Annotated in this window: 25 protein-coding genes; 21 read left to right on the top strand and 4 right to left on the bottom strand. The window is 43.6% G+C overall.

Annotated elements, in window-relative coordinates; all coding sequences use genetic code 11:
• Positions 1 to 73 precede the first annotated feature (73 nt).
• The 12 genes from mltG to AC1MBV_RS11920 all read left to right on the top strand — a co-directional run bounded on the left by mltG (position 74) and on the right by AC1MBV_RS11920 (position 8,667).
• A complete protein-coding gene (gene mltG, locus AC1MBV_RS11975; RefSeq protein WP_255745485.1) occupies positions 74 to 1,162 on the top strand; it encodes an endolytic transglycosylase MltG in 1,089 nt (362 codons plus the stop codon).
• Positions 1,163 to 1,196: 34 nt separating this feature from the next.
• Entirely contained in the window at positions 1,197 to 1,865 is a 669-nt protein-coding gene (locus AC1MBV_RS11970) for an O-methyltransferase (protein ID WP_255745483.1), read from the top strand.
• A gap of 1 nt (position 1,866) precedes the next feature.
• On the top strand, positions 1,867 to 2,508 hold the full coding sequence (gene udk / locus AC1MBV_RS11965; RefSeq protein ID WP_255745481.1) for a uridine kinase: 642 nt from the start codon (positions 1,867 to 1,869) through the stop codon (positions 2,506 to 2,508).
• A gap of 86 nt (positions 2,509 to 2,594) precedes the next feature.
• On the top strand, positions 2,595 to 3,065 hold the full coding sequence (gene greA, locus AC1MBV_RS11960) for a transcription elongation factor GreA (RefSeq protein ID WP_304654708.1): 471 nt from the start codon (positions 2,595 to 2,597) through the stop codon (positions 3,063 to 3,065).
• Positions 3,066 to 3,442: 377 nt separating this feature from the next.
• Positions 3,443 to 4,009 carry a YrrS family protein gene (locus AC1MBV_RS11955; RefSeq protein ID WP_255745479.1) on the top strand — a complete coding sequence of 189 codons (567 nt, stop codon included), beginning with the start codon at positions 3,443 to 3,445 and terminating at the stop codon, positions 4,007 to 4,009.
• A 268-nt stretch (positions 4,010 to 4,277) separates the two neighbouring features.
• On the top strand, positions 4,278 to 4,919 hold the full coding sequence (locus AC1MBV_RS11950) for a class I SAM-dependent DNA methyltransferase (RefSeq protein ID WP_255745477.1): 642 nt from the start codon (positions 4,278 to 4,280) through the stop codon (positions 4,917 to 4,919).
• 19 nt (positions 4,920 to 4,938) lie between these two features.
• Entirely contained in the window at positions 4,939 to 5,637 is a 699-nt protein-coding gene (gene mtnN / locus AC1MBV_RS11945; RefSeq protein WP_255745476.1) for a 5'-methylthioadenosine/S-adenosylhomocysteine nucleosidase, read from the top strand.
• A 1-nt stretch (position 5,638) separates the two neighbouring features.
• The gene (locus AC1MBV_RS11940) at positions 5,639 to 5,809 is read left to right on the top strand and encodes a hypothetical protein (protein ID WP_255745475.1); all 171 of its coding nucleotides are present in this window, start codon (positions 5,639 to 5,641) and stop codon (positions 5,807 to 5,809) included.
• Between the two features lie 54 nt (positions 5,810 to 5,863).
• Positions 5,864 to 6,778 carry a PLP-dependent cysteine synthase family protein gene (locus AC1MBV_RS11935; protein WP_255745473.1) on the top strand — a complete coding sequence of 305 codons (915 nt, stop codon included), beginning with the start codon at positions 5,864 to 5,866 and terminating at the stop codon, positions 6,776 to 6,778.
• Between the two features lie 35 nt (positions 6,779 to 6,813).
• A complete protein-coding gene (locus AC1MBV_RS11930; protein ID WP_255745471.1) occupies positions 6,814 to 7,947 on the top strand; it encodes a bifunctional cystathionine gamma-lyase/homocysteine desulfhydrase in 1,134 nt (377 codons plus the stop codon).
• Between the two features lie 125 nt (positions 7,948 to 8,072).
• On the top strand, positions 8,073 to 8,294 hold the full coding sequence (locus AC1MBV_RS11925) for a YrhC family protein (RefSeq protein WP_255745469.1): 222 nt from the start codon (positions 8,073 to 8,075) through the stop codon (positions 8,292 to 8,294).
• Between the two features lie 205 nt (positions 8,295 to 8,499).
• Positions 8,500 to 8,667, top strand: coding sequence for a hypothetical protein (locus tag AC1MBV_RS11920; protein WP_480948365.1), 168 nt, complete (start codon positions 8,500 to 8,502; stop codon positions 8,665 to 8,667).
• Between the two features lie 79 nt (positions 8,668 to 8,746).
• Here AC1MBV_RS11920 and AC1MBV_RS11915 read toward each other — a convergent pair whose 3' ends face one another.
• The 3 genes from AC1MBV_RS11915 to sda form a co-directional block, all read right to left on the bottom strand.
• The gene (locus tag AC1MBV_RS11915) at positions 8,747 to 9,043 is read right to left on the bottom strand and encodes an acylphosphatase (protein WP_480948782.1); all 297 of its coding nucleotides are present in this window, start codon (positions 9,041 to 9,043) and stop codon (positions 8,747 to 8,749) included.
• A 145-nt stretch (positions 9,044 to 9,188) separates the two neighbouring features.
• The gene (sigK, locus tag AC1MBV_RS11910; RefSeq protein ID WP_255745463.1) at positions 9,189 to 9,890 is read right to left on the bottom strand and encodes an RNA polymerase sporulation sigma factor SigK; all 702 of its coding nucleotides are present in this window, start codon (positions 9,888 to 9,890) and stop codon (positions 9,189 to 9,191) included.
• Between the two features lie 170 nt (positions 9,891 to 10,060).
• Positions 10,061 to 10,201, bottom strand: coding sequence for a sporulation histidine kinase inhibitor Sda (gene sda / locus AC1MBV_RS11905; protein ID WP_255745992.1), 141 nt, complete (start codon positions 10,199 to 10,201; stop codon positions 10,061 to 10,063).
• Between the two features lie 547 nt (positions 10,202 to 10,748).
• Between sda and AC1MBV_RS11900 the strand changes: the two genes are divergently transcribed.
• From AC1MBV_RS11900 to AC1MBV_RS11865, 8 genes are all read left to right on the top strand, one after another.
• Positions 10,749 to 11,294 carry a YqeG family HAD IIIA-type phosphatase gene (locus AC1MBV_RS11900; RefSeq protein ID WP_255745461.1) on the top strand — a complete coding sequence of 182 codons (546 nt, stop codon included), beginning with the start codon at positions 10,749 to 10,751 and terminating at the stop codon, positions 11,292 to 11,294.
• A gap of 3 nt (positions 11,295 to 11,297) precedes the next feature.
• Positions 11,298 to 12,398 (top strand): ribosome biogenesis GTPase YqeH, encoded by a 1,101-nt coding sequence (gene yqeH, locus AC1MBV_RS11895; protein ID WP_480948364.1) that lies wholly within the window; start codon positions 11,298 to 11,300, stop codon positions 12,396 to 12,398.
• A 6-nt stretch (positions 12,399 to 12,404) separates the two neighbouring features.
• Positions 12,405 to 13,241: a shikimate dehydrogenase gene (gene aroE, locus AC1MBV_RS11890; protein ID WP_480948363.1), complete on the top strand. Its 837-nt coding sequence runs from the start codon at positions 12,405 to 12,407 to the stop codon at positions 13,239 to 13,241.
• 26 nt (positions 13,242 to 13,267) lie between these two features.
• Positions 13,268 to 13,564 carry a ribosome assembly RNA-binding protein YhbY gene (gene yhbY, locus AC1MBV_RS11885; protein WP_480948362.1) on the top strand — a complete coding sequence of 99 codons (297 nt, stop codon included), beginning with the start codon at positions 13,268 to 13,270 and terminating at the stop codon, positions 13,562 to 13,564.
• Between the two features lie 12 nt (positions 13,565 to 13,576).
• Positions 13,577 to 14,158 (top strand): nicotinate-nucleotide adenylyltransferase, encoded by a 582-nt coding sequence (locus AC1MBV_RS11880; protein WP_255745454.1) that lies wholly within the window; start codon positions 13,577 to 13,579, stop codon positions 14,156 to 14,158.
• Positions 14,148 to 14,717 (top strand): bis(5'-nucleosyl)-tetraphosphatase (symmetrical) YqeK, encoded by a 570-nt coding sequence (gene yqeK / locus AC1MBV_RS11875; RefSeq protein WP_255745452.1) that lies wholly within the window; start codon positions 14,148 to 14,150, stop codon positions 14,715 to 14,717. The genes AC1MBV_RS11880 and yqeK overlap by 11 nt, the downstream gene beginning before the upstream one ends.
• A gap of 19 nt (positions 14,718 to 14,736) precedes the next feature.
• Complete coding sequence (gene rsfS, locus AC1MBV_RS11870; protein WP_255745451.1) at positions 14,737 to 15,090, top strand: ribosome silencing factor; 354 nt, start codon at positions 14,737 to 14,739, stop codon at positions 15,088 to 15,090.
• A gap of 112 nt (positions 15,091 to 15,202) precedes the next feature.
• On the top strand, positions 15,203 to 16,174 hold the full coding sequence (locus AC1MBV_RS11865) for a DMT family transporter (RefSeq protein ID WP_255745449.1): 972 nt from the start codon (positions 15,203 to 15,205) through the stop codon (positions 16,172 to 16,174).
• 175 nt (positions 16,175 to 16,349) lie between these two features.
• Here the strand turns inward: AC1MBV_RS11865 and comER are convergent, their stop codons facing one another.
• On the bottom strand, positions 16,350 to 17,180 hold the full coding sequence (gene comER, locus AC1MBV_RS11860) for a late competence protein ComER (protein WP_255745448.1): 831 nt from the start codon (positions 17,178 to 17,180) through the stop codon (positions 16,350 to 16,352).
• 99 nt (positions 17,181 to 17,279) lie between these two features.
• Between comER and AC1MBV_RS11855 the strand changes: the two genes are divergently transcribed.
• Positions 17,280 to 17,924: a helix-hairpin-helix domain-containing protein gene (locus tag AC1MBV_RS11855; RefSeq protein ID WP_255745447.1), complete on the top strand. Its 645-nt coding sequence runs from the start codon at positions 17,280 to 17,282 to the stop codon at positions 17,922 to 17,924.
• Positions 17,925 to 17,986 lie beyond the last annotated feature (62 nt).

Here is a 17,986-nt window from a genome sequence, read left to right as displayed (position 1 = left end):
TCTTTTATTGAAAGAAAAAAGTATCTTTTAGTGTATAATTGGTGAGTACTCTTGAAGGGAGCGGCTCATTTTTATGATAAAAAAACACTGGCGGCTGCTGACTGCCATCACAATTATTCTGATTGCGATGATTGCAGGGGCTGCATGGGGATTCAATCGTTATTATGCAAGTCTTTTGTCACCGGTTAATCAGAAGAACAATCAACCAATTTCGGTAAATATACCGTCCGGAGCTTCTGTTAAGGATATTGGACATATTTTAGAAAATAAAGGCTTGGTTCGAAAGGCATGGGCATTTGAATTTTACGCACGATGGAATCATCTGAATAACTACCGATCCGGCACCTACGTGTTTAATCAAACCATGTCAACCGGTCAATTAATGAGCGATCTGGAAAATGGCAAACGCCACGAGCGGATTTTACTCGTAGACGTTCGTCAGGGAATGTGGGTCAGCGAGATTGCCCAGCAAATGGCTACTGTTGCTAATTTAGATAAAACGGACATTTTGAAAAAGCTGAGCGACCATGCGTATGTCAAGACGCACTATGCCGGAAAATACACGTTCCTTACGGATGAAGTGTTCGCAAAGGGGATCAAATACCCATTGGAGGGTTATCTGGCTCCGGGAAACTACCGCTTTAAGGTAACCAAGAAGGATCCTTTGACACTTGACCGAATGATCGATCAAATGCTCGATCAAACAGAACATACATTCAAATCTTATGAAACGCAGATCAAGGCGAACAAGCTTGGCTCATTTCATAAAATCCTGGCAATGGCTTCTCTTGTTGAACAGGAAGCCCCAAAGGATAAGGATCGTCGGCTGATTGCCGGTGTATTCTATAACAGGCTGGAACAAAAGAAACGGCTTGAATCGGACACTACGGTTATTTACAGCAGGCAAAAAAGGAATCGCGATTATACACTGAAAGATATCCGCAAGGACACGCCATACAACACGTATACACGGACAGGCTTGCCGATAGGACCGATAGGGGCTCCTGCAAAGGATGCGATTCAATCGGTATTGAACCCGACAGCATCGAAGAACTTGTTTTTCTATGCAAGACCAAACGGTAAAATTTATTATTCGAAAACCTATCAAGAGCACCAGGCAATTGTAGCGAAGTATCGACATGAGTGGTCTGAAAAATCGTAAACTGTTTTCACATGTTACAGAAAGGAAGATCAGGTTGGTTGATTTTAAAGTGCTGTCGGATTACGCAGCTGCTTTTACCCATTCGGAAAATGATCTGCTTCGCCAAATGGAGAAGAAAGCTGCGGAAATTTACATTCCGATCATGCAGCCTTCAGCAATGGCGTTTCTGCAACAGTTAATTCGCTGGAGAAATGCGCGGAAAATTCTTGAACTCGGTACGGCGATCGGTTACTCGTCGATTCGGATGGCCTTGGCAGCCGGGAATGATGCGATGATTGTAACGATCGAGCGGGATGAGGCAATGATTGAAGAAGCCTCGCAAAATATTGAGACCCTCAATCTTCAAAGTAAGATTCATATCGTTGACGGTGATGCGACTGATGACTTGCCGGAAGTTGCAGCCGCGGCTCCATATGACCTTATATTAATTGACGCTGCGAAAGCTCAATATGAACATCTTTTTGAAAAGTGCTCCGAACTGCTGACCGATCAAGGAGTAATCGTTACTGACAACGTCTTTTTTCACGGACTGGTTTGTGATATTGACGCAGTGCACAAGAAACAACTGCACCGACTTGTTAAAAAGGTTGATGAGTTTAATCATTTTCTGAGTGAACGCGATGATTTTGACACTATTTTTCTTACAGTAGGAGACGGCATGGCTGTAAGTACAAAAAAATCACGCGCAGAGGGGGAGCGTTGAAATGGAAAGAAACAAGCCTATTGTCATTGGTGTCGCCGGAGGTTCCGGATCGGGGAAAACCACGGTTACGCGGGAGATCTATCGCAGCTTTCCGGACAAATCAATTGCAGTCATCCAACAGGATTCTTACTATAAGGCTCAGGATGACAAACCATTTGAAAAAAGACTGCTGACGAACTATGATCATCCGCTCGCGTTCGATACCGACTTGTTAATTTCTCAAATCAGTGAGCTGCTTCAGTTCCACCCGATAAAAAAACCGGTGTATGACTATACAGTACATACAAGATCTGCTAAAATTGTACCCGTCGAACCAAAAGACGTAATTATTCTGGAAGGCATTTTGATTCTAGAGGATGAACGTCTTCGCGATTTAATGGACATTAAAGTTTTTGTGGATACAGATTCCGATCTTCGTATTATTCGCAGATTGCTTCGAGATACCGAGGAGCGTGGCAGAAGTGTTGAATCGGTGATCAATCAATATTTGACAGCGGTTCGGCCGATGCATCTTCAATTCGTCGAACCAACGAAGCGCTATGCGGATATTATCATTCCCGAAGGCGGAAAGAATTCGGTAGCGATCGATTTGATGGCGACGAAGATCCGTACCGTTCTGGAAGGAAAGAATAAATCACTGTGACTTGAACGCGTAAACGCAATCCCAATTCAGCCGAATGGGTAAAAATGAACAGTTGATCATAAATCTATTCAGGAGTGTGGCAAATAATGGCAGAAAAACTTCACTATATGACCGCTGAAGGTAAAGAAAAGCTCGAACATGAACTGGACTACTTGAAGACAGAAAAAAGAAAAGAAGTTGTTGAAAGAATTAAGATCGCTCGAGGCTTCGGCGACCTCTCTGAAAACTCGGAATATGACGCAGCGAAAGATGAGCAAGCATTTGTCGAGGCACGTATTCAACAATTGGAACTCATGATTCGTAATTCCGTGATCATTGAAGACGATGAAACAACTGATGTTGTCAAAATCGGTAAATCGGTAACCTTCCGTGAGCTTCCTGACGGTGATGAAGAAACCTATCAGATCGTCGGCAGTGCCGAATCCGATCCTTTTAAAGGCAAAATTTCAAATGATTCTCCAATGGCTAAGGGACTGATTGGTCTTTCTGTCGGTGAAGAAGTCAGCGTCAGCACGCCTGGCGGTGACATTCGTGTCAAAATTTTAAAGGTTGAGTAAATTCACTTTTTATGAAGATGCAATTCTGCTCGGATGCGGTGCATTCCGGCAGTTTTGCGTTTTTTTTTGAATCGATGAAACAAATTGCTGGTGCTTTGCTTCCAAATGACATAGTTTATAGGTGTGTGCATACGTTTATCAGTGAATCATTTGATACAGCTTTTTGTTGAGACAGACAGTAAGGACATGCCCTATTCGAATTTATTAATACAGATTTTGTGAAAAATAGCTTAAATCACAGGTTTCGGGCCCATGTTTCTTGAATTAGTGACATACCCATTCATTTGTATCTGAGATGAATGAAACAAACAAATGATCGGTCCAGTAAAGATCGCTTATTCATAAGTTATTGTCGTCGGTCAAAAGGAGGATGTCTTATGAGAAGTCAGAGAGGGAATGGTTATTCGTCGTCTCGCATTGAACAGCGCAAAAGCAAGACGGATCGGCTGCTGAGTTGGACGATCGGAATTGTCTCACTGCTTATTTTAGCAATAGGCTGTATCATTCTCATTTCAGTTTTTCACACATCGCCGGATTCAAAGCCAGCGGCGTCATCATCGCAATCAAGCAGCAGCACTCAATCTCAAGAAAGCAAAGAGGACCAGTCTTCATCTTCCGAATCGAGTCAGGCTTCGAACGATGAATCAAGCAGCACTGAATCTGAATCATCAAGCTCAAGTGCTGAATCACCGACTGAGTCGGATGAGAACCATCAAGCATCATATGAAATGGGTTCAGCGGATTGGAACGCACAGGTTCAGGCGATTTCCGAAGCAACGGGAATTGATGAAGCAAACATGACTGTTCGTTGGCTCGGAAATGGCGGAACGCCGAACAGTTCCCTTGCCCGGGTTGCTCCGAAGAATAATCAGAGTGCAATCTACGTTGTTCACCTCATCTATAAGGGCGGTCATTGGCAAGCGGATAATGTAAAAAAACCATGAATTCATTAAAACAGAGGATGTCTCAAAAGTCCGTTTCTGACTTTGAGACATCCTTTTTTTTAGAAACATTAAATGGGAATCAAGCGGGCAGGTTTGAGATCCCTGCGATAGAAGTCCTGTTGATTCAATCAACAGATTGCCTTGTTATATAATGTTTTATTGTTGAAGATTTTAACGATTTGTGCTAGTTTAGTGACATTGACTTTTATAATCCATACTAATGTTATATGAATATAATGTTTTCAAACAGTATGGGAGGTAATAGCGCATGGGACGCGAATTTATTCATACATTTGAGGATTGGGCAGATGATTACGATCGTTCTGTTTCAGGAGGAGATCTAGAGTACCAGGAAGTTTTCAAAGATTATGATCGGATTCTTGAAGAGGTCGCTGAGCATGCCCGTGGTTCAGTACTTGAATTTGGCGTTGGTACCGGTAATTTAACACAGAAATTAATAAAACGAGGATTGGACGTGACTGGAATTGAACCTTCTGAGAAGATGCGGCAAAAGGCCATTGAAAAGATTCCACAGCTTAATGTATCAGATGGTGACTTTCTCGATTTTCCAATTCCAAAGCATACGATTAATACGATTGTAAGTTCATTTGCATTTCATCACTTGACCGATGACGAGAAAGATCAGGCCATTGAGAGCTATAGCCGTCTGCTCCCGTTTAATGGTAGAATAGTGTTTGCAGATACACTTTTTGACAGTGAACTTGAGAAGAAAAAGGTGCATCGCTGGGCAAATATGAATGGATATACCCACCTGCTTAAGGATTTGCGCACAGAATATTATCCGCTGCGCGGAACGCTCTACACTGCATTTCGCAAGCACCACTTTGTGCCCTATTTTAAGCAATTAAACCGATTCGCATGGCTGATTGTCGCCGAAAAAAAAGAATGAGTCTCAGGAGGATCCAGTTGTGACATTAGGAATCATCGGAGCGATGGAAGAAGAAGTCGCACTACTTAAAGAACGCATGGACGGAGTCGAGCAGAATGAAATTGCCGGCTGTCGTTTTTATAAAGGACTACTTAACGGAACGGAGGCAGTTCTGCTGCAGTCCGGTATTGGCAAGGTGAGTGCAGCACTCGGCACAACACTGCTCATTGATCACTATCATCCGACCGCAGTCATCAATACAGGATCGGCGGGCGGAACGGATATTAACCTTAACATTGGCGATGTCGTGATCTCCTCATCAGTCGTTCATCATGATGCTGATGCAACTGCCTTCGGCTATGCGGCGGGACAAATTCCAGGCATGCCGCCTGAATTTCAACCGAATAGTAAATTAGTCAAGGCAGCGCTTGCCGCTTCTGCTGCTGTTCGTTTAGGGCATCAGATTGTTGAGGGGCAGATCGGTTCTGGAGACTCATTTATGGCTGATCCTGAGCGCATTCACAATGTTAAAGCAACCTTTCCGCAATTAAAAGCTGTCGAGATGGAGGCAGCAGCAATTGCTCAAGTGTGCTATCAGTTCGGTGTACCGTTTCTAATCATTCGATCACTCTCGGATATTGCCGGCAAGGATTCTAATCTCTCGTTTGACCAATTTTTAAAGACCGCCGCGAAGCATTCGGCTGAATTCACGCTTTCAATTATTAAGGAGCTGGCATAATATGACTGTTAGCAAGAAGATAAATGCACAGAGCATTCACTCTTGGCCTACCGAAGTAAATACATCATATGCTCCGGCTGCCAACTGTTGTCCGTGCGGCTGGGATGTAAAGAACGACCGTGTCGAAGCAAAGAAAATGGTAAAAAAAATGTTGGTTTACAAGGCTGGTTGAAAGAAATCTGTGCTTGATCCTGACCTTGTGACCCGAAGATAGGGAGAGTAGGTTATGGCAGTGTTCGAAAGTGTTCATGAACTGGTAGGCAAGACGCCGCTGGTCGGACTGCATGCATTTCCGTTACCGGACGGGGTGCGGCTCTATGCAAAATGCGAGTATTTTAATCCCGGGGGCAGCGTGAAGGATCGTTTAGGCGAAAAGCTGATCCGAGAAGCGTTACGGACCGGGAAACTTAAACCGGGCGGAACCTTGATTGAACCTACGGCAGGAAATACAGGTATCGGTCTGGCGCTTGCTGCTGTGGGGAAAGGAATTAACGTCATTTTCTGCGTTCCTGAAAAGTTCAGTGCGGAAAAACAGATTCTGATGAAAGCGCTCGGTGCGCGTATTGTTCAGACACCGACCGATCAGGGAATGACCGGTGCTGTCGCAAAGGCACGTGAGCTTGAGCGCTCAATTGCAGGAGGCTATTGCCCAAATCAGTTTGCCAATCCAGACAACCCGAGTGCTTACTTCGAAACGCTTGGACCTGAGATTTGGAACGACCTGAATGGGAAAGTGGATGTGCTTGTTGCCGGAGCAGGAACCGGTGGGACATTTACAGGAACAGCGGACTATTTGAAAATGAAAAATCCTGATGTGAAAACAATCGTCGTCGAACCCGAGGGATCCATTTTGAACGGAGGCAAGCCTGCAGCGCATCGTACGGAGGGCATTGGAATGGAGTTTATTCCTTCTTTCGTTAAAACCAAGTATTTTGATGAAATTTATACAGTTAGCGATGAGGATGCTTTTCGACGACTTAAGGAAGCGGCACAACTGGAAGGTTTACTGATTGGAAGTTCCTCAGGATCAGCATTACACGCAGCTTTGCTGGAGGCCGAAAAATCAGAATCAGGAACAAACATTGTCGTCATTTTTCCCGACTCCAGCGAACGTTATTTCAGCGAACACATTTACGATTAATCATATACTTAGAAAAGAAACCGGAGGGTTTACGTATGAGACCAAAGACACAAGTGATTCACGCAGGCATTTTTGGAGATGAGTCTACGGGCAGTGTTACTGTCCCGATTTACCAAACAAGTACTTATAAACAAGAAGAAGTAGGAAAAACAAAAGGTTATGATTATTCGCGTTCCGGAAACCCGACACGGCATGCACTTGAAGTCTTGATTCAAGAGTTGGAGCATGGGAAAGCAGGATTTGCGTTCGGATCAGGTATGGCAGCTATATCTTCAGTACTCATGCTTTTAAACAGCGGTGACCATCTCATAATTACGGATGATGTATATGGCGGGACATTCCGCGTCATTGATAAGGTATTTAAAAGGTTAGGTATTTCTGCAACATTCGTTGATACGAGCATCCCGGAAAACATTGAAAAAGCAATTACTGATAAGACAAAAGCCCTTTATCTTGAAACGCCTACTAATCCATTGCTGAAGGTGACGGATATTCGCAAAGCAGCGGAAATCGCTCATCAGCATGATCTGTTATTAATTGTTGACAATACCTTTGCAACACCCTATTGGCAGCATCCTTTGGACCTCGGAGCCGATGTTGTTCTGCACAGCGCTACAAAATACATTGGCGGTCATAGTGATGTTGTTGCGGGATTGGTTGCAGTGGCGTCTGACGAACTGGCTGAACGACTCTATTTTGTTCAAAACTCAGTTGGTGCTGTACCCGGTCCACAAGATGCCTGGCTGCTCGTAAGAGGGATTAAAACACTTGGCCTGAGGATGGAGCAGATTGAAAAGAATGCAAATCAGATTGCAAAGTTTCTTCAATCACATCCGAAAGTCAAAAAGGTTTATTATCCGGGACTTGAGACTCATCCGGGTCATGCACTTGCTGCAAAGCAGGCGTCAGGGTTTGGTGGCATGATTTCATTTGATGTTGGAGATGAGGCAGCGGTAAATCAAATACTTGCTAAAACGCATTACTTTACATTGGCGGAAAGTTTAGGCGCGGTCGAAAGCTTAATTTCTGTTCCGGCAAAAATGACGCACGCTTCGATTCCTAAGCCGCGTCGTGATGAACTGGGTATTACCGATGGATTAATCCGTCTCTCCGTCGGCATCGAGGATATTGAGGATCTGATCGAGGATTTAGAGCAAGCACTAAACTGAGAGCACATTTGCTCCAAAGCAATGCTCTCTATTCTTCGCAGAACATTGTCTTGCTTTTGTCAGAAACTACCTGAACTTCTCGTTTTCATCTCATGTTATAGTAATCTAGTGACGGAGGGATGAACATGGAAGAACAGCAGAAAATGATTCAAGACAAAATGATCGATTGCCGGAGGATCGGCATGCTGTGCTTGTTTCTCAGCACGTTTCTCTATAGCGGAACATTGATTCCGAGCTACAGCGAGATTGAATGGAAGCTTGAACTTCTCGCCGGCTCTAGTTTTCTATTCTTGGTATTCTCATTCTTTTTCTACTGGAGATCGTCTAAACTGAAAGAACAATTATAATGCAGTGCACTATTCGAACTGCTGAACGATCTAATTTGATCGCTCAGCGGTTTTTCTTATAGGGAGTCAGGAGGAGTTTTACGTTCAGACTGAGATAAATTCAGACCTTGGCAGGAGACAGATACCATTCAGCAGTCTGGCGAAACGGATCAAAGTAAAAGATAAAATAAGGTTATTGATAAGAAATGCTTAGGGGGGCAATGAAATGATCCGTTTTCATATTCATAAATTGGCTGTAACTCTGGAATGGAAGTCGCTGAAGGTTGATCATGCGGTGAAGGCAGCAAGACATTGTCTGCGTATGGACAAAGCACACGAGATCATTCTGGATCGGCAGTGCGGCGGACCTTTCTACTCTGAGGATTCTAAATGACCTGCTGGCGATAAAAAAACAGCAAGGAGAGGACGCAGGATGATCTCCTTACTGCTGATTTGATTGATGATTGGATTTATCAATCGGAATTTTTAATTTCAAATTGGATGTAATTTTTCGGTGTTTCATATTCATATATGTCCACGTCTTTAATACGTGAGAAAGGACTTCCCTTTTTTATCGTTTTCACAAATTGCTGAATATCTGATTTTTCACCTTCAGCAGCAATTTCGACACTGCCATCGTCACGATTGCGCACCCAACCGGATATTCGATAAACATTGGCAGTCTGCCACGTGAAATAGCGGAAGCCGACAGCTTGTACTCTTCCCTTGACCATCATGTGTACGCTTTTGATTTCTTCCGGCTCGCCCATCAGGTGCAAGCCTCTTGTTTTATGCGATTCGTTCATCATAATTCCTCGATTCTGATCCTTATTCTGAACTATCCTAGTTTAAGTGTACCATTGAATCGAGTATTCGTGTGTGTGAATGCTCTTTGTTTATTTGTTTTGTGTTGAGTCAATGGTTCGGGTTTCGATAGATTTCGTGGAACAGCTTCATTAACGCACGTTTTTCTATACGTGATACATAGCTGCGGGAGATCGCTAATTTTTTTGCAATTTCCCTTTGCGTCAGTTCATCCTGGTTATTAAGTCCAAATCGATCAATGATGACTTCGCGTTCACGAGGATCGAGAATATGCAAAGCCCCATAGATCTTTTTCGTTTCAAGATTAAGTGATATTTCATCAACAACATCTTTATTTCTGGATTTCAAAATATCAATTAAGCTGATTGTGTTTCCTTCCTTGTCTTGCCCAATCGGATCATTTAACGATACATCTTTTTTCGTCTTCTTTAATCCTCGAAGATGCATGAGTATCTGATTTTCGATACAGCGGGCGGCGTATGTTGCCAATTTGGTTCCTTTACCGCTTGAATAGCTATTGATGGCTTTTATTAATCCAATCGAACCAATGGATATCAAGTCATCTGTGTCTTCTTTGGTATTATCAAATTTTTTTACAATATGTGCGACAAGCCGTAGATTGTGCTCAATCAGCTTATTGCGTGCCTCCTCATCACCTTGGGCCATCAGCTCAAGGCATTTGGCCTCCTCTTCCTCAGAAAGCGGTTGTGGAAAGGCATTGTTTTTTACATAAGATACGAGCAACCAGACATTCTTAAATAAATAGGCAACGCCACCGACAATTGACAGCATGACTTTTCACTCCTCCGGGAGATGTGATTTTTCTTCGCTGTCTTTTAGTCTATGGGCAGTTGCCATGTCCTGTGTCTGTCCGACTGGAAAAAAGGCCAAAGGAATTTTTCATTTCGTTAATAAATATGGGGCCAAATTAAAAGATTGTGCAGATCATGGCTATCACGAGCTCAGCTTGTCTGCTTCGTATGTTTGCTCAAGCTGCGGCGATCGATCTCTGCCTCAATTAATTGAATAAAATCCTCGCTTAATTTATATTGCTTTGCCTTTGTATAAGATTCAATAAGTAAAGCATCAGAAAGTTTGTCCATTGTCAACCGTTACCGGTTTCTCATCTCCTTTCCGTTCGACCATTAGTCTCATAAGATTTAACTCAAATCATTGATAAATAAGGGATTATGTTTCGGTATTGATTGTCGGTTATCAAATGACCGAGATCAACAGCTCACCGCAAACTTAATCTGTATGTCAACCGTTACCAGATCATTTGATGGCTTTAATGAGTCGATTAAAATTCATAAGTTCACTCTAACATGTTCCTTGTTCCGTAACAATTCGATCTTTATCCACAACAATAGTGGATAAGCTGTGCATTTCGTGTGGGTAACATGATGAAAATGTAGGCATTAGTCGGTGAATAATGTGGACAAAATTATCCACAAAATAATTGTTGTCAGCTTTTGTCGAAATATTTAGGATCTAATTTGCCGATGTTAGTCATAGAATGATCAATTATCCTATTTTTATTAGAATAATATTCCAAATGATAGGTGAGTGAATGGAAAACACATGAATAAGTTGCTTATGAATGGAACATTTATGATTTAGGACTTGGTAAAATCGGCAACTTGTGGGAAAATGAGATCAGAATATGAGGTGGCTAATTCAGTGTTGAGAAAATTTTTGCCTGAGGAACATGTAGAAACAATTTTAGATATCAAGCCGGATAAGCTGAAACAGAGAGGAATCAAAGCACTAGTCACGGATCTGGACAATACACTTATTGCCTGGAATGAAAGCGACGTAACTCCGCAACTGGTACGTTGGTTTTCATCACTGGAAAAAGCGGGAATTTCGGTTATGATTCTGTCAAACAATAGTGAGAAACGGGTCAAGCTGTTCTCAAATTCCGCCGGCGTTTCGTATATTTACAGGGCGCGAAAACCGCTCCCTTTTGCATTCAGACGCGCGATGAAAATCATGAATGTGACAAGAGACCAGATGGTTGTTGTCGGGGATCAATTGATGACGGATGTTTGGGGCGGCAATCAAGTGGGTGCACACACAATTTTAGTAACGCCTATTGCTTCTACTGATGGTTGGGCAACCAAAATGAATCGTCATTTGGAGCGCTTTATTTTTTCGCTAATGAGGCGCAAAGGCTGGCTCAAATGGGAGGAATGAGACGTGAGTGAACTTTTTTGTGCAGGCTGCGGTGTGAAGATTCAAACAACAGAGCCAGATGAACTCGGCTATGCACCGAGCAGTGCACTTCAGCATGAACCAGTTGTCTGTCAGCGCTGCTTTCGGTTAACTCATTATAATGAAATTCAAGATGTTTCATTGAATGGAGACGACTTTTTGAACATGCTTTCTCGCATTGCTGAGAAGGATGCACTTGTCGTTTATTTGGTTGATCTCTTCGATATTGCCGGAAGCTGGGTCACTGGTCTGCAGCGCTTTGTCGGCCATAATCCGGTACTTCTTGTCGGAAATAAGCATGATTTATTTCCAAAATCAACGAATCCGAATAAATTAACCAGCTGGATGCGGCGTTCTGCGCATGAGCAAGGATTAAAGCCGGTGGATGTACTTTTAATGAGCGCAGGAAAGAATCATGGACTGGACGAAGTCGCTTCAAACATTGACTACTATCGCAACGGGCGTGACGTTTACGTTGTCGGTGCGACAAATGTAGGCAAGTCGACTTTTATTAATCACTTGATTCAAAATCTTGGTTCCGGGGATTCGGCGATTACGACATCGAGATTTCCTGGAACAACTTTGGACTTTATAGAGATTCCGCTGGATGACGGCTGCAGTCTCTACGATACCCCTGGAGTTGTTAACGAACATCAAGTCGCACATTTTGTGGACGCGCGTGATTATAAGAATGTGATGCCGGCTAAAGAAGTGAAGCCGAAGGTCTATCAGCTCAACGAAAATCAGACCCTATTCCTAGGCGGCATTGCGCGTATTGATTACATTGCTCCGGGCAGAAGATCTCTGATTGTCTATTGCGCCGGTTCACTTCCTATCCATCGGACAAAGACAGAGCAAGCAGATGATTTATATGAAAGACAATTTGGACATCTGCTGGCTCCGCCTAGTGAGGGAACAGAGCTTCCAGCCATGACACGTTATGATTTTCGTACCGACGACTTTGATTCCGATGTCGTTTTTTCCGGACTAGGGTGGATCACGATTAAGGGCAAAGGAGCCAGAGTCTCTGCCTACGCTCCGAAAGGGATTGGCGTATCCTTGCGTGAGTCGGTCATAAAGGGGTAAGCGAACATGAATGATACGTATGGTCTGATCGGAGCACCGGTTGCGCACAGCCTTTCACCGGCCATGCATAACTATTGGTTCAAGCAATATGATATTCCCGCGCATTATCAGACACATTTGGTTGAACTGGAAAACTTGGATCTGGCGGTTTCTCGACTAAAAGAATCAGGAATTAAGGGATTTAACGTCACATACCCGTTAAAAACAGCGATTCTGCCTCTGCTTGATACTGTGGATGAGGCTGCCAAGGAGATCGGGGCGGTGAACACCGTTGTTTGCTCAGATGATCGGCTAATCGGGTATAATACAGATGGAGCCGGTTTTCTTGAGGGATTGAAACAGCACTTTCCGGAATTGTCCGGTCAGCATCCGTCCATTCTCTTAATTGGTGCTGGAGGAGCTGCACGGTCAGTCGCTTTGACACTAGCAAGGGCAATCGGCACGCGTGTTGATATCGCTAATCGAACATTCGATAAGGCGGTTAAGCTGAGCACTGCGTGTAGCGTATATGCGCAATCCGTGCCGCTGACCTTTAAACAGGCTGAGCTGCAACTGGATCGCTATAAAGTGGTGATCAATACAACACCGATTGGTTTCGATATACATGAGAATCATCCGTTCATTTGCTTAGATGGAGCACGAAGCGATACGCTTTTCGCGGATCTCATCTATCAGCCGAGAAGGACAGCGTTTCTTCAAGATGCAGAACACCACGGCTACTCTGTGATGAACGGCTTGCCAATGCTGGTCTATCAAGGTGCACTTGCCTTTGAAAAATGGAACGGATTCGTCCCTGAGACGAAAAAAATGGAAGAACATCTCATTCATAAGTATTTGAATTGAGTGAATAATGGAGGAATAAAAAAAGTATGCTGAGCAATAATCAACGAAAGTTTTTAAAAAAGCTTGCCCACCCGCTTAAACCGATTTTTCAAGTTGGGAAAACTGGTGTACATGATCAATTCATAGATGAAATTGATCATGTACTTGAGAAACGCGAACTCATTAAAGTACAATTTTTGCAAAATACATTTGAAGATCCTGCTGAAGCAGGCAGCGAAATAAGCCAGCGCACCGATTCAGAACTTGTTCAGGTGATCGGCCATACGGCGGTTCTTTATCGGCCGTCTAAAGAGCACAAGCGGATCGACATTCCGAACAAGTAGGATGCCGCCCAGATGAATAAAAGAATTGGTATATTCGGCGGCACATTCGATCCGCCGCATCTAATGCACTTATTGATTGCCGAGGAGGCACTCGAAGCATGCGAACTGGATCAGGTTTGGTTTTTACCAAGCTATCAACCGCCGCATGTTCATGAGAAAAAGGCGCGTGCCAGTGCTAAGCAGCGGGCAGATATGGTGCGGCTGTCAATCATGGATAACGAACAATTTGCTGTTTGCACAGCAGAACTTGAGCGAAAGGGAAAGTCTTATACCGTGGATACATTTCGCGGTTTGAAGAAAACTTATCCTGATGATGATTTTTACTTCATTCTCGGTGCAGATATGGTGGATGATCTTCCGACGTGGCATCAAGTTGATGAATTGTGCAGACTGACCTCTTTTATTGCTTTTAAGCGGCCAGGCTATCCTGAGGCCCATCCTGATTTTGCCGATGTACACTACATTGATATGCCGAAAGTGGACTTATCCTCGAGTTTCTTACGCGAACGATTGAAGTCAGGGCGGTCATGCCGCTACTTTATTAAGGATGCAGTCATAAACTACATAAAGGAGCGAGGACTTTATGAAGATTGATGAGGCAAAGAAGACAATTAAAGAGATTCTTCCCGAAAAACGCTATATACATTCCGTTGGTGTTTCGCAAACAGCAGGAGAACTTGCAAAAAAATACGGCGGTGATGAGGAGAAAGCGCGTTTAGCCGGAATGTTGCACGACATTGTCAAATATTTCTCGGATGATGAATTGAAATCAATGATTTTGCGCAAACCAGGAACGTGGAGCGATTGTCTCAAGTATTCGGACAAATTGTGGCACGCGCCAGCCGGAGCCATTTATGTACAAGAACAGTATGGCGTTAACGATTCCGATCTTTTAAATGCGATGATTTATCATACGACGGGGCGCAAGCAGATGACCCTTTTGGAGAAAATTATCTTTCTGGCCGATTACATTGAACCGAATCGTGATTTTCCAGGAGTTGATGAGGTTAGGGAAGCTGCAAAACAAGACTTGGATCATGCTGTTCTCCTGGAATTACAGAAGACCATTACACATCTACTGAGTAAACAGCAAAGTGTCTATCCGAAGACCTTTGAAGCATATAATGATCTCGTACAGGAACAAATAAACTAAAAATCAATGAGGTGACTGAATGAATAGTGAAGAATGGGTTAAATATCTCGCGGAAACAGCGGATGACAAAAAGGCTCAGGATCTTGTCATTTTAAAAATGCAGGGAATCTCAATTATGGCGGATTACTTTATTATCTGTCATGGTGATTCTGACAAACAAGTACAAGCCATTTCAATGGCGCTTCGAAAAGCTGCACTGGAAAACGGCATTGAGGTTCACCGAATGGAGGGTTATGATCAGGCTCGATGGGTACTGATTGATCTTGGTGACGTCATTGCTCATGTCTTCCATAGAGATGAACGCGATTACTATCAATTGGAAAAATTATGGGGAGACGCCCCGTTATATACATTAGAAAAAAAGCCTTCGTAAACTAAAATTAACGTGGAGATACTGTCTCCACATTTTCTTTTACATAATTATTTAAAGAAGCATGTTGTTCAAAGCTAAAATGACCACATGAATTGGAATGAGGAGGAGAGCATTGAAAGCGATACTGCTCGGCGTGTCTGCTGCTTTTTTCTTCGCAGCCGCCTTTATTTTCAACCATTCGATGGAGCTGTCCGGGGGAAGCTGGATATGGAGCGGCGCCTTGCGTTATTTTTTCATGCTTCCATTCCTTGCACTGCTTGTCCTTTTGCGCGGCAACTTTATGCAAGTGCTGCGTGAGATGAAATCAGATTGGGTGCGCTGGGTCGTATGGAGCTCTGTTGGTTTTGGTATGTTTTATGCACCGCTTTGTTTTTCGGCAAGCTTTGCGCCAGGATGGCTGATCGCCGGAACCTGGCAGTTTACGATTATTGCCGGTTCTTTGCTTGCTCCTTTGTTTTATGAGACGGTACAGACGACAGCAGGAGTGATCCGTGTAAGAGGACGCATTCCGATTAAAGGTCTTTTTTTGTCTCTGATTATTTTAATTGGTATTATGCTTCTTCAAGTGGAGCAGACGAGCGGTCTTTCTGCAAGTACTGCGCTTTTGGCTGTTGTTCCGGTTGTCATTGCTGCTTTTGCTTATCCTCTTGGCAATCGAAAAATGATGGATGTGTGCGGCGATCGGCTTGATACTTATCAGCGTGTTTTCGGTATGACACTGGCGAGCATGCCGTTTTGGCTGATCCTTGCGGTATATGGCGCGGTATCAGTTGGCAGACCAAGCCAAACTCAAGTTATTCAATCATTAATTGTTGCGATCAGTTCAGGAGTTATCGCGACGATCCTTTTCTTTTCAGCAACTGATCTTGTACGCGGGAACATGCAGCAATTAGCGGCCGTTGAAGCGACACAATCAATGGAGGTATTGTTTACCGTACTCGGTGAACTTGTCCTTTTATCAGCACCTTTGCCGTCGCTTATTTCATGGCTTGGTATGCTGGTTATTATGGCAGGTATGATCCTGCACAGCCTATTTTCAAGGCCTTCGGATGTGCCGATGCAGGCGGCAGAGGCACATGAATAAACGAAAAGATCTGAACCGATCATTCATCGCTGAACGTTGGTTTGGATCTTTTTTGCTGTGACTGCTGATGAATCAAAGAGCTGCTCAAAAGTACGGAACATGTTGGCCTAACTTAATTTTTTTTAAAAGAAGGAAATGTGATCGCAGTGGAGAAGTAATTATTATTGGTCTCAAGTTAGCTCTTCTCTCCCTCAAATGTTTCATTCACTGCTGCTTTATCTTCAATAAATTTTTTCTGCGTTTCTGTGAACAGCTTTTCAAAAACATCCTGATACCCTTGTTCTAAAATATCTAAGCCAACACCCGTTACACCACCTTTTACCGTCACTTTTTTCTGCAATTCTTCAAGCGTATAGGTTTGCTCCTCAAAAAGTTTGCCCAGCCCTTCAATCATTTCTGTCGTTAGCTGCGTCGCCTGCTTTCTGGAGAGTGATGTCGCACTTACGGCTCCGTCGATCATTTTTTGCAGTAAAAAAGAAAGAAACGCAGGTCCGCAGCTGGACAGGTCTGAAGCAGCTCGTATATTCTCTTCATCAATTTCGATCGGATGAGAAAATTGAGAGAGAATAGCCCAAAGTTTGTTTTTCGAAAGATCGGTCATACTTGATCCGAACGTGACAAGTGAACTGCCCGAAAGGCTTTGATTGACAATGCTGGGAATAACACGTGCTACTTGGCAGGGAATCATCTGTTCGAGCTGATTCACGGAAATCGGGCTCGTGATTGAGACGGCGATCTGACCCGGATGCCAAGATCCGCGTAATGATTCCAGTAAGGTGTAAAACTGGCCGGGTTTTACACAAAGGAACACAATATCTGCATTTTGGAGAACGTTAATTGGCGATTCGCTGACCGACAATCGGTGGTGCTTTTCTGCCAGATCTAAGGCTTTCTTTTTTGTTCGATTCATCACGGTAATAAATTTAGGCTTTATCGCCTTGCTTTTTACCAGCGCGTCGACAAGCAGCGCGCCCATATTCCCTGTTCCAATCATGCCGATCCTCATTTTTCTCCACCCCAATATCTCTTCAGTGTATCCTTATTGAACCTATGTATTGAGCCGACGGAATATGACTGACACCAACTATAACTGGGAGGAATTGGTTTGAGTATACGATGGATGAAAAAGAAAATAGGACTGATCGTCTTAGCCGTTGCGGTACTGCTTGTACTTTGGTTTTTTTACCAGCACCAAGCAAAAAACGAAACTGAAGCGGAGCTAGAGAAAAGCGAACAATTATTATCCGGATCGGCGGATTCAAAGAGTCAGGCCGTCGAAAAAACCAAGCAAGAGCCTGAACGGGTTGAAGAATTCATTATTGATGTAAAAGGGGCAGTGCGCGAACCAGGCATCTACCATGTCCAAACGACGGACCGAGTGATCGATGCAATTGAGCAGGCAGGAGGATTCAGTAAGCAGGCGGACCGTGACAAAGTTAATCTGGCTCAGAAGCTCACTGACGAGATGGTCATTTATGTTCCGAAGCAAGGAGAAAAAGAGCCGAATGTCTTGGTGGAATCGACCGGGAATGTGACGGAAAAGCAGGAAAGCGGGGAAATGGTTCATGTGAATACAGCTGATGAACAGACGATGCAGAATCTCCCGGGAGTGGGACCAGCAAAAGCTAAAGCAATTATTCACTATCGCGAGGAACATGGTCCTTTTAAGAGTGTTGATGAATTGACCAATGTTTCCGGTATTGGCGACAAGTCGCTTGAAAAAATGAAACCGAATATATCGCTTCAATGAACAAACATTTGATAAATGTCTCAGCGGAGAATGGGCAGATTCTGATACAATAGGGACAGGCT

It is taken from the genome of Sporolactobacillus sp. PKPK-6, assembly GCF_056678885.1.
Note: the sequence above shows the minus strand (reverse complement) of the source record. Positions and strands in the feature narration are given on the sequence as shown.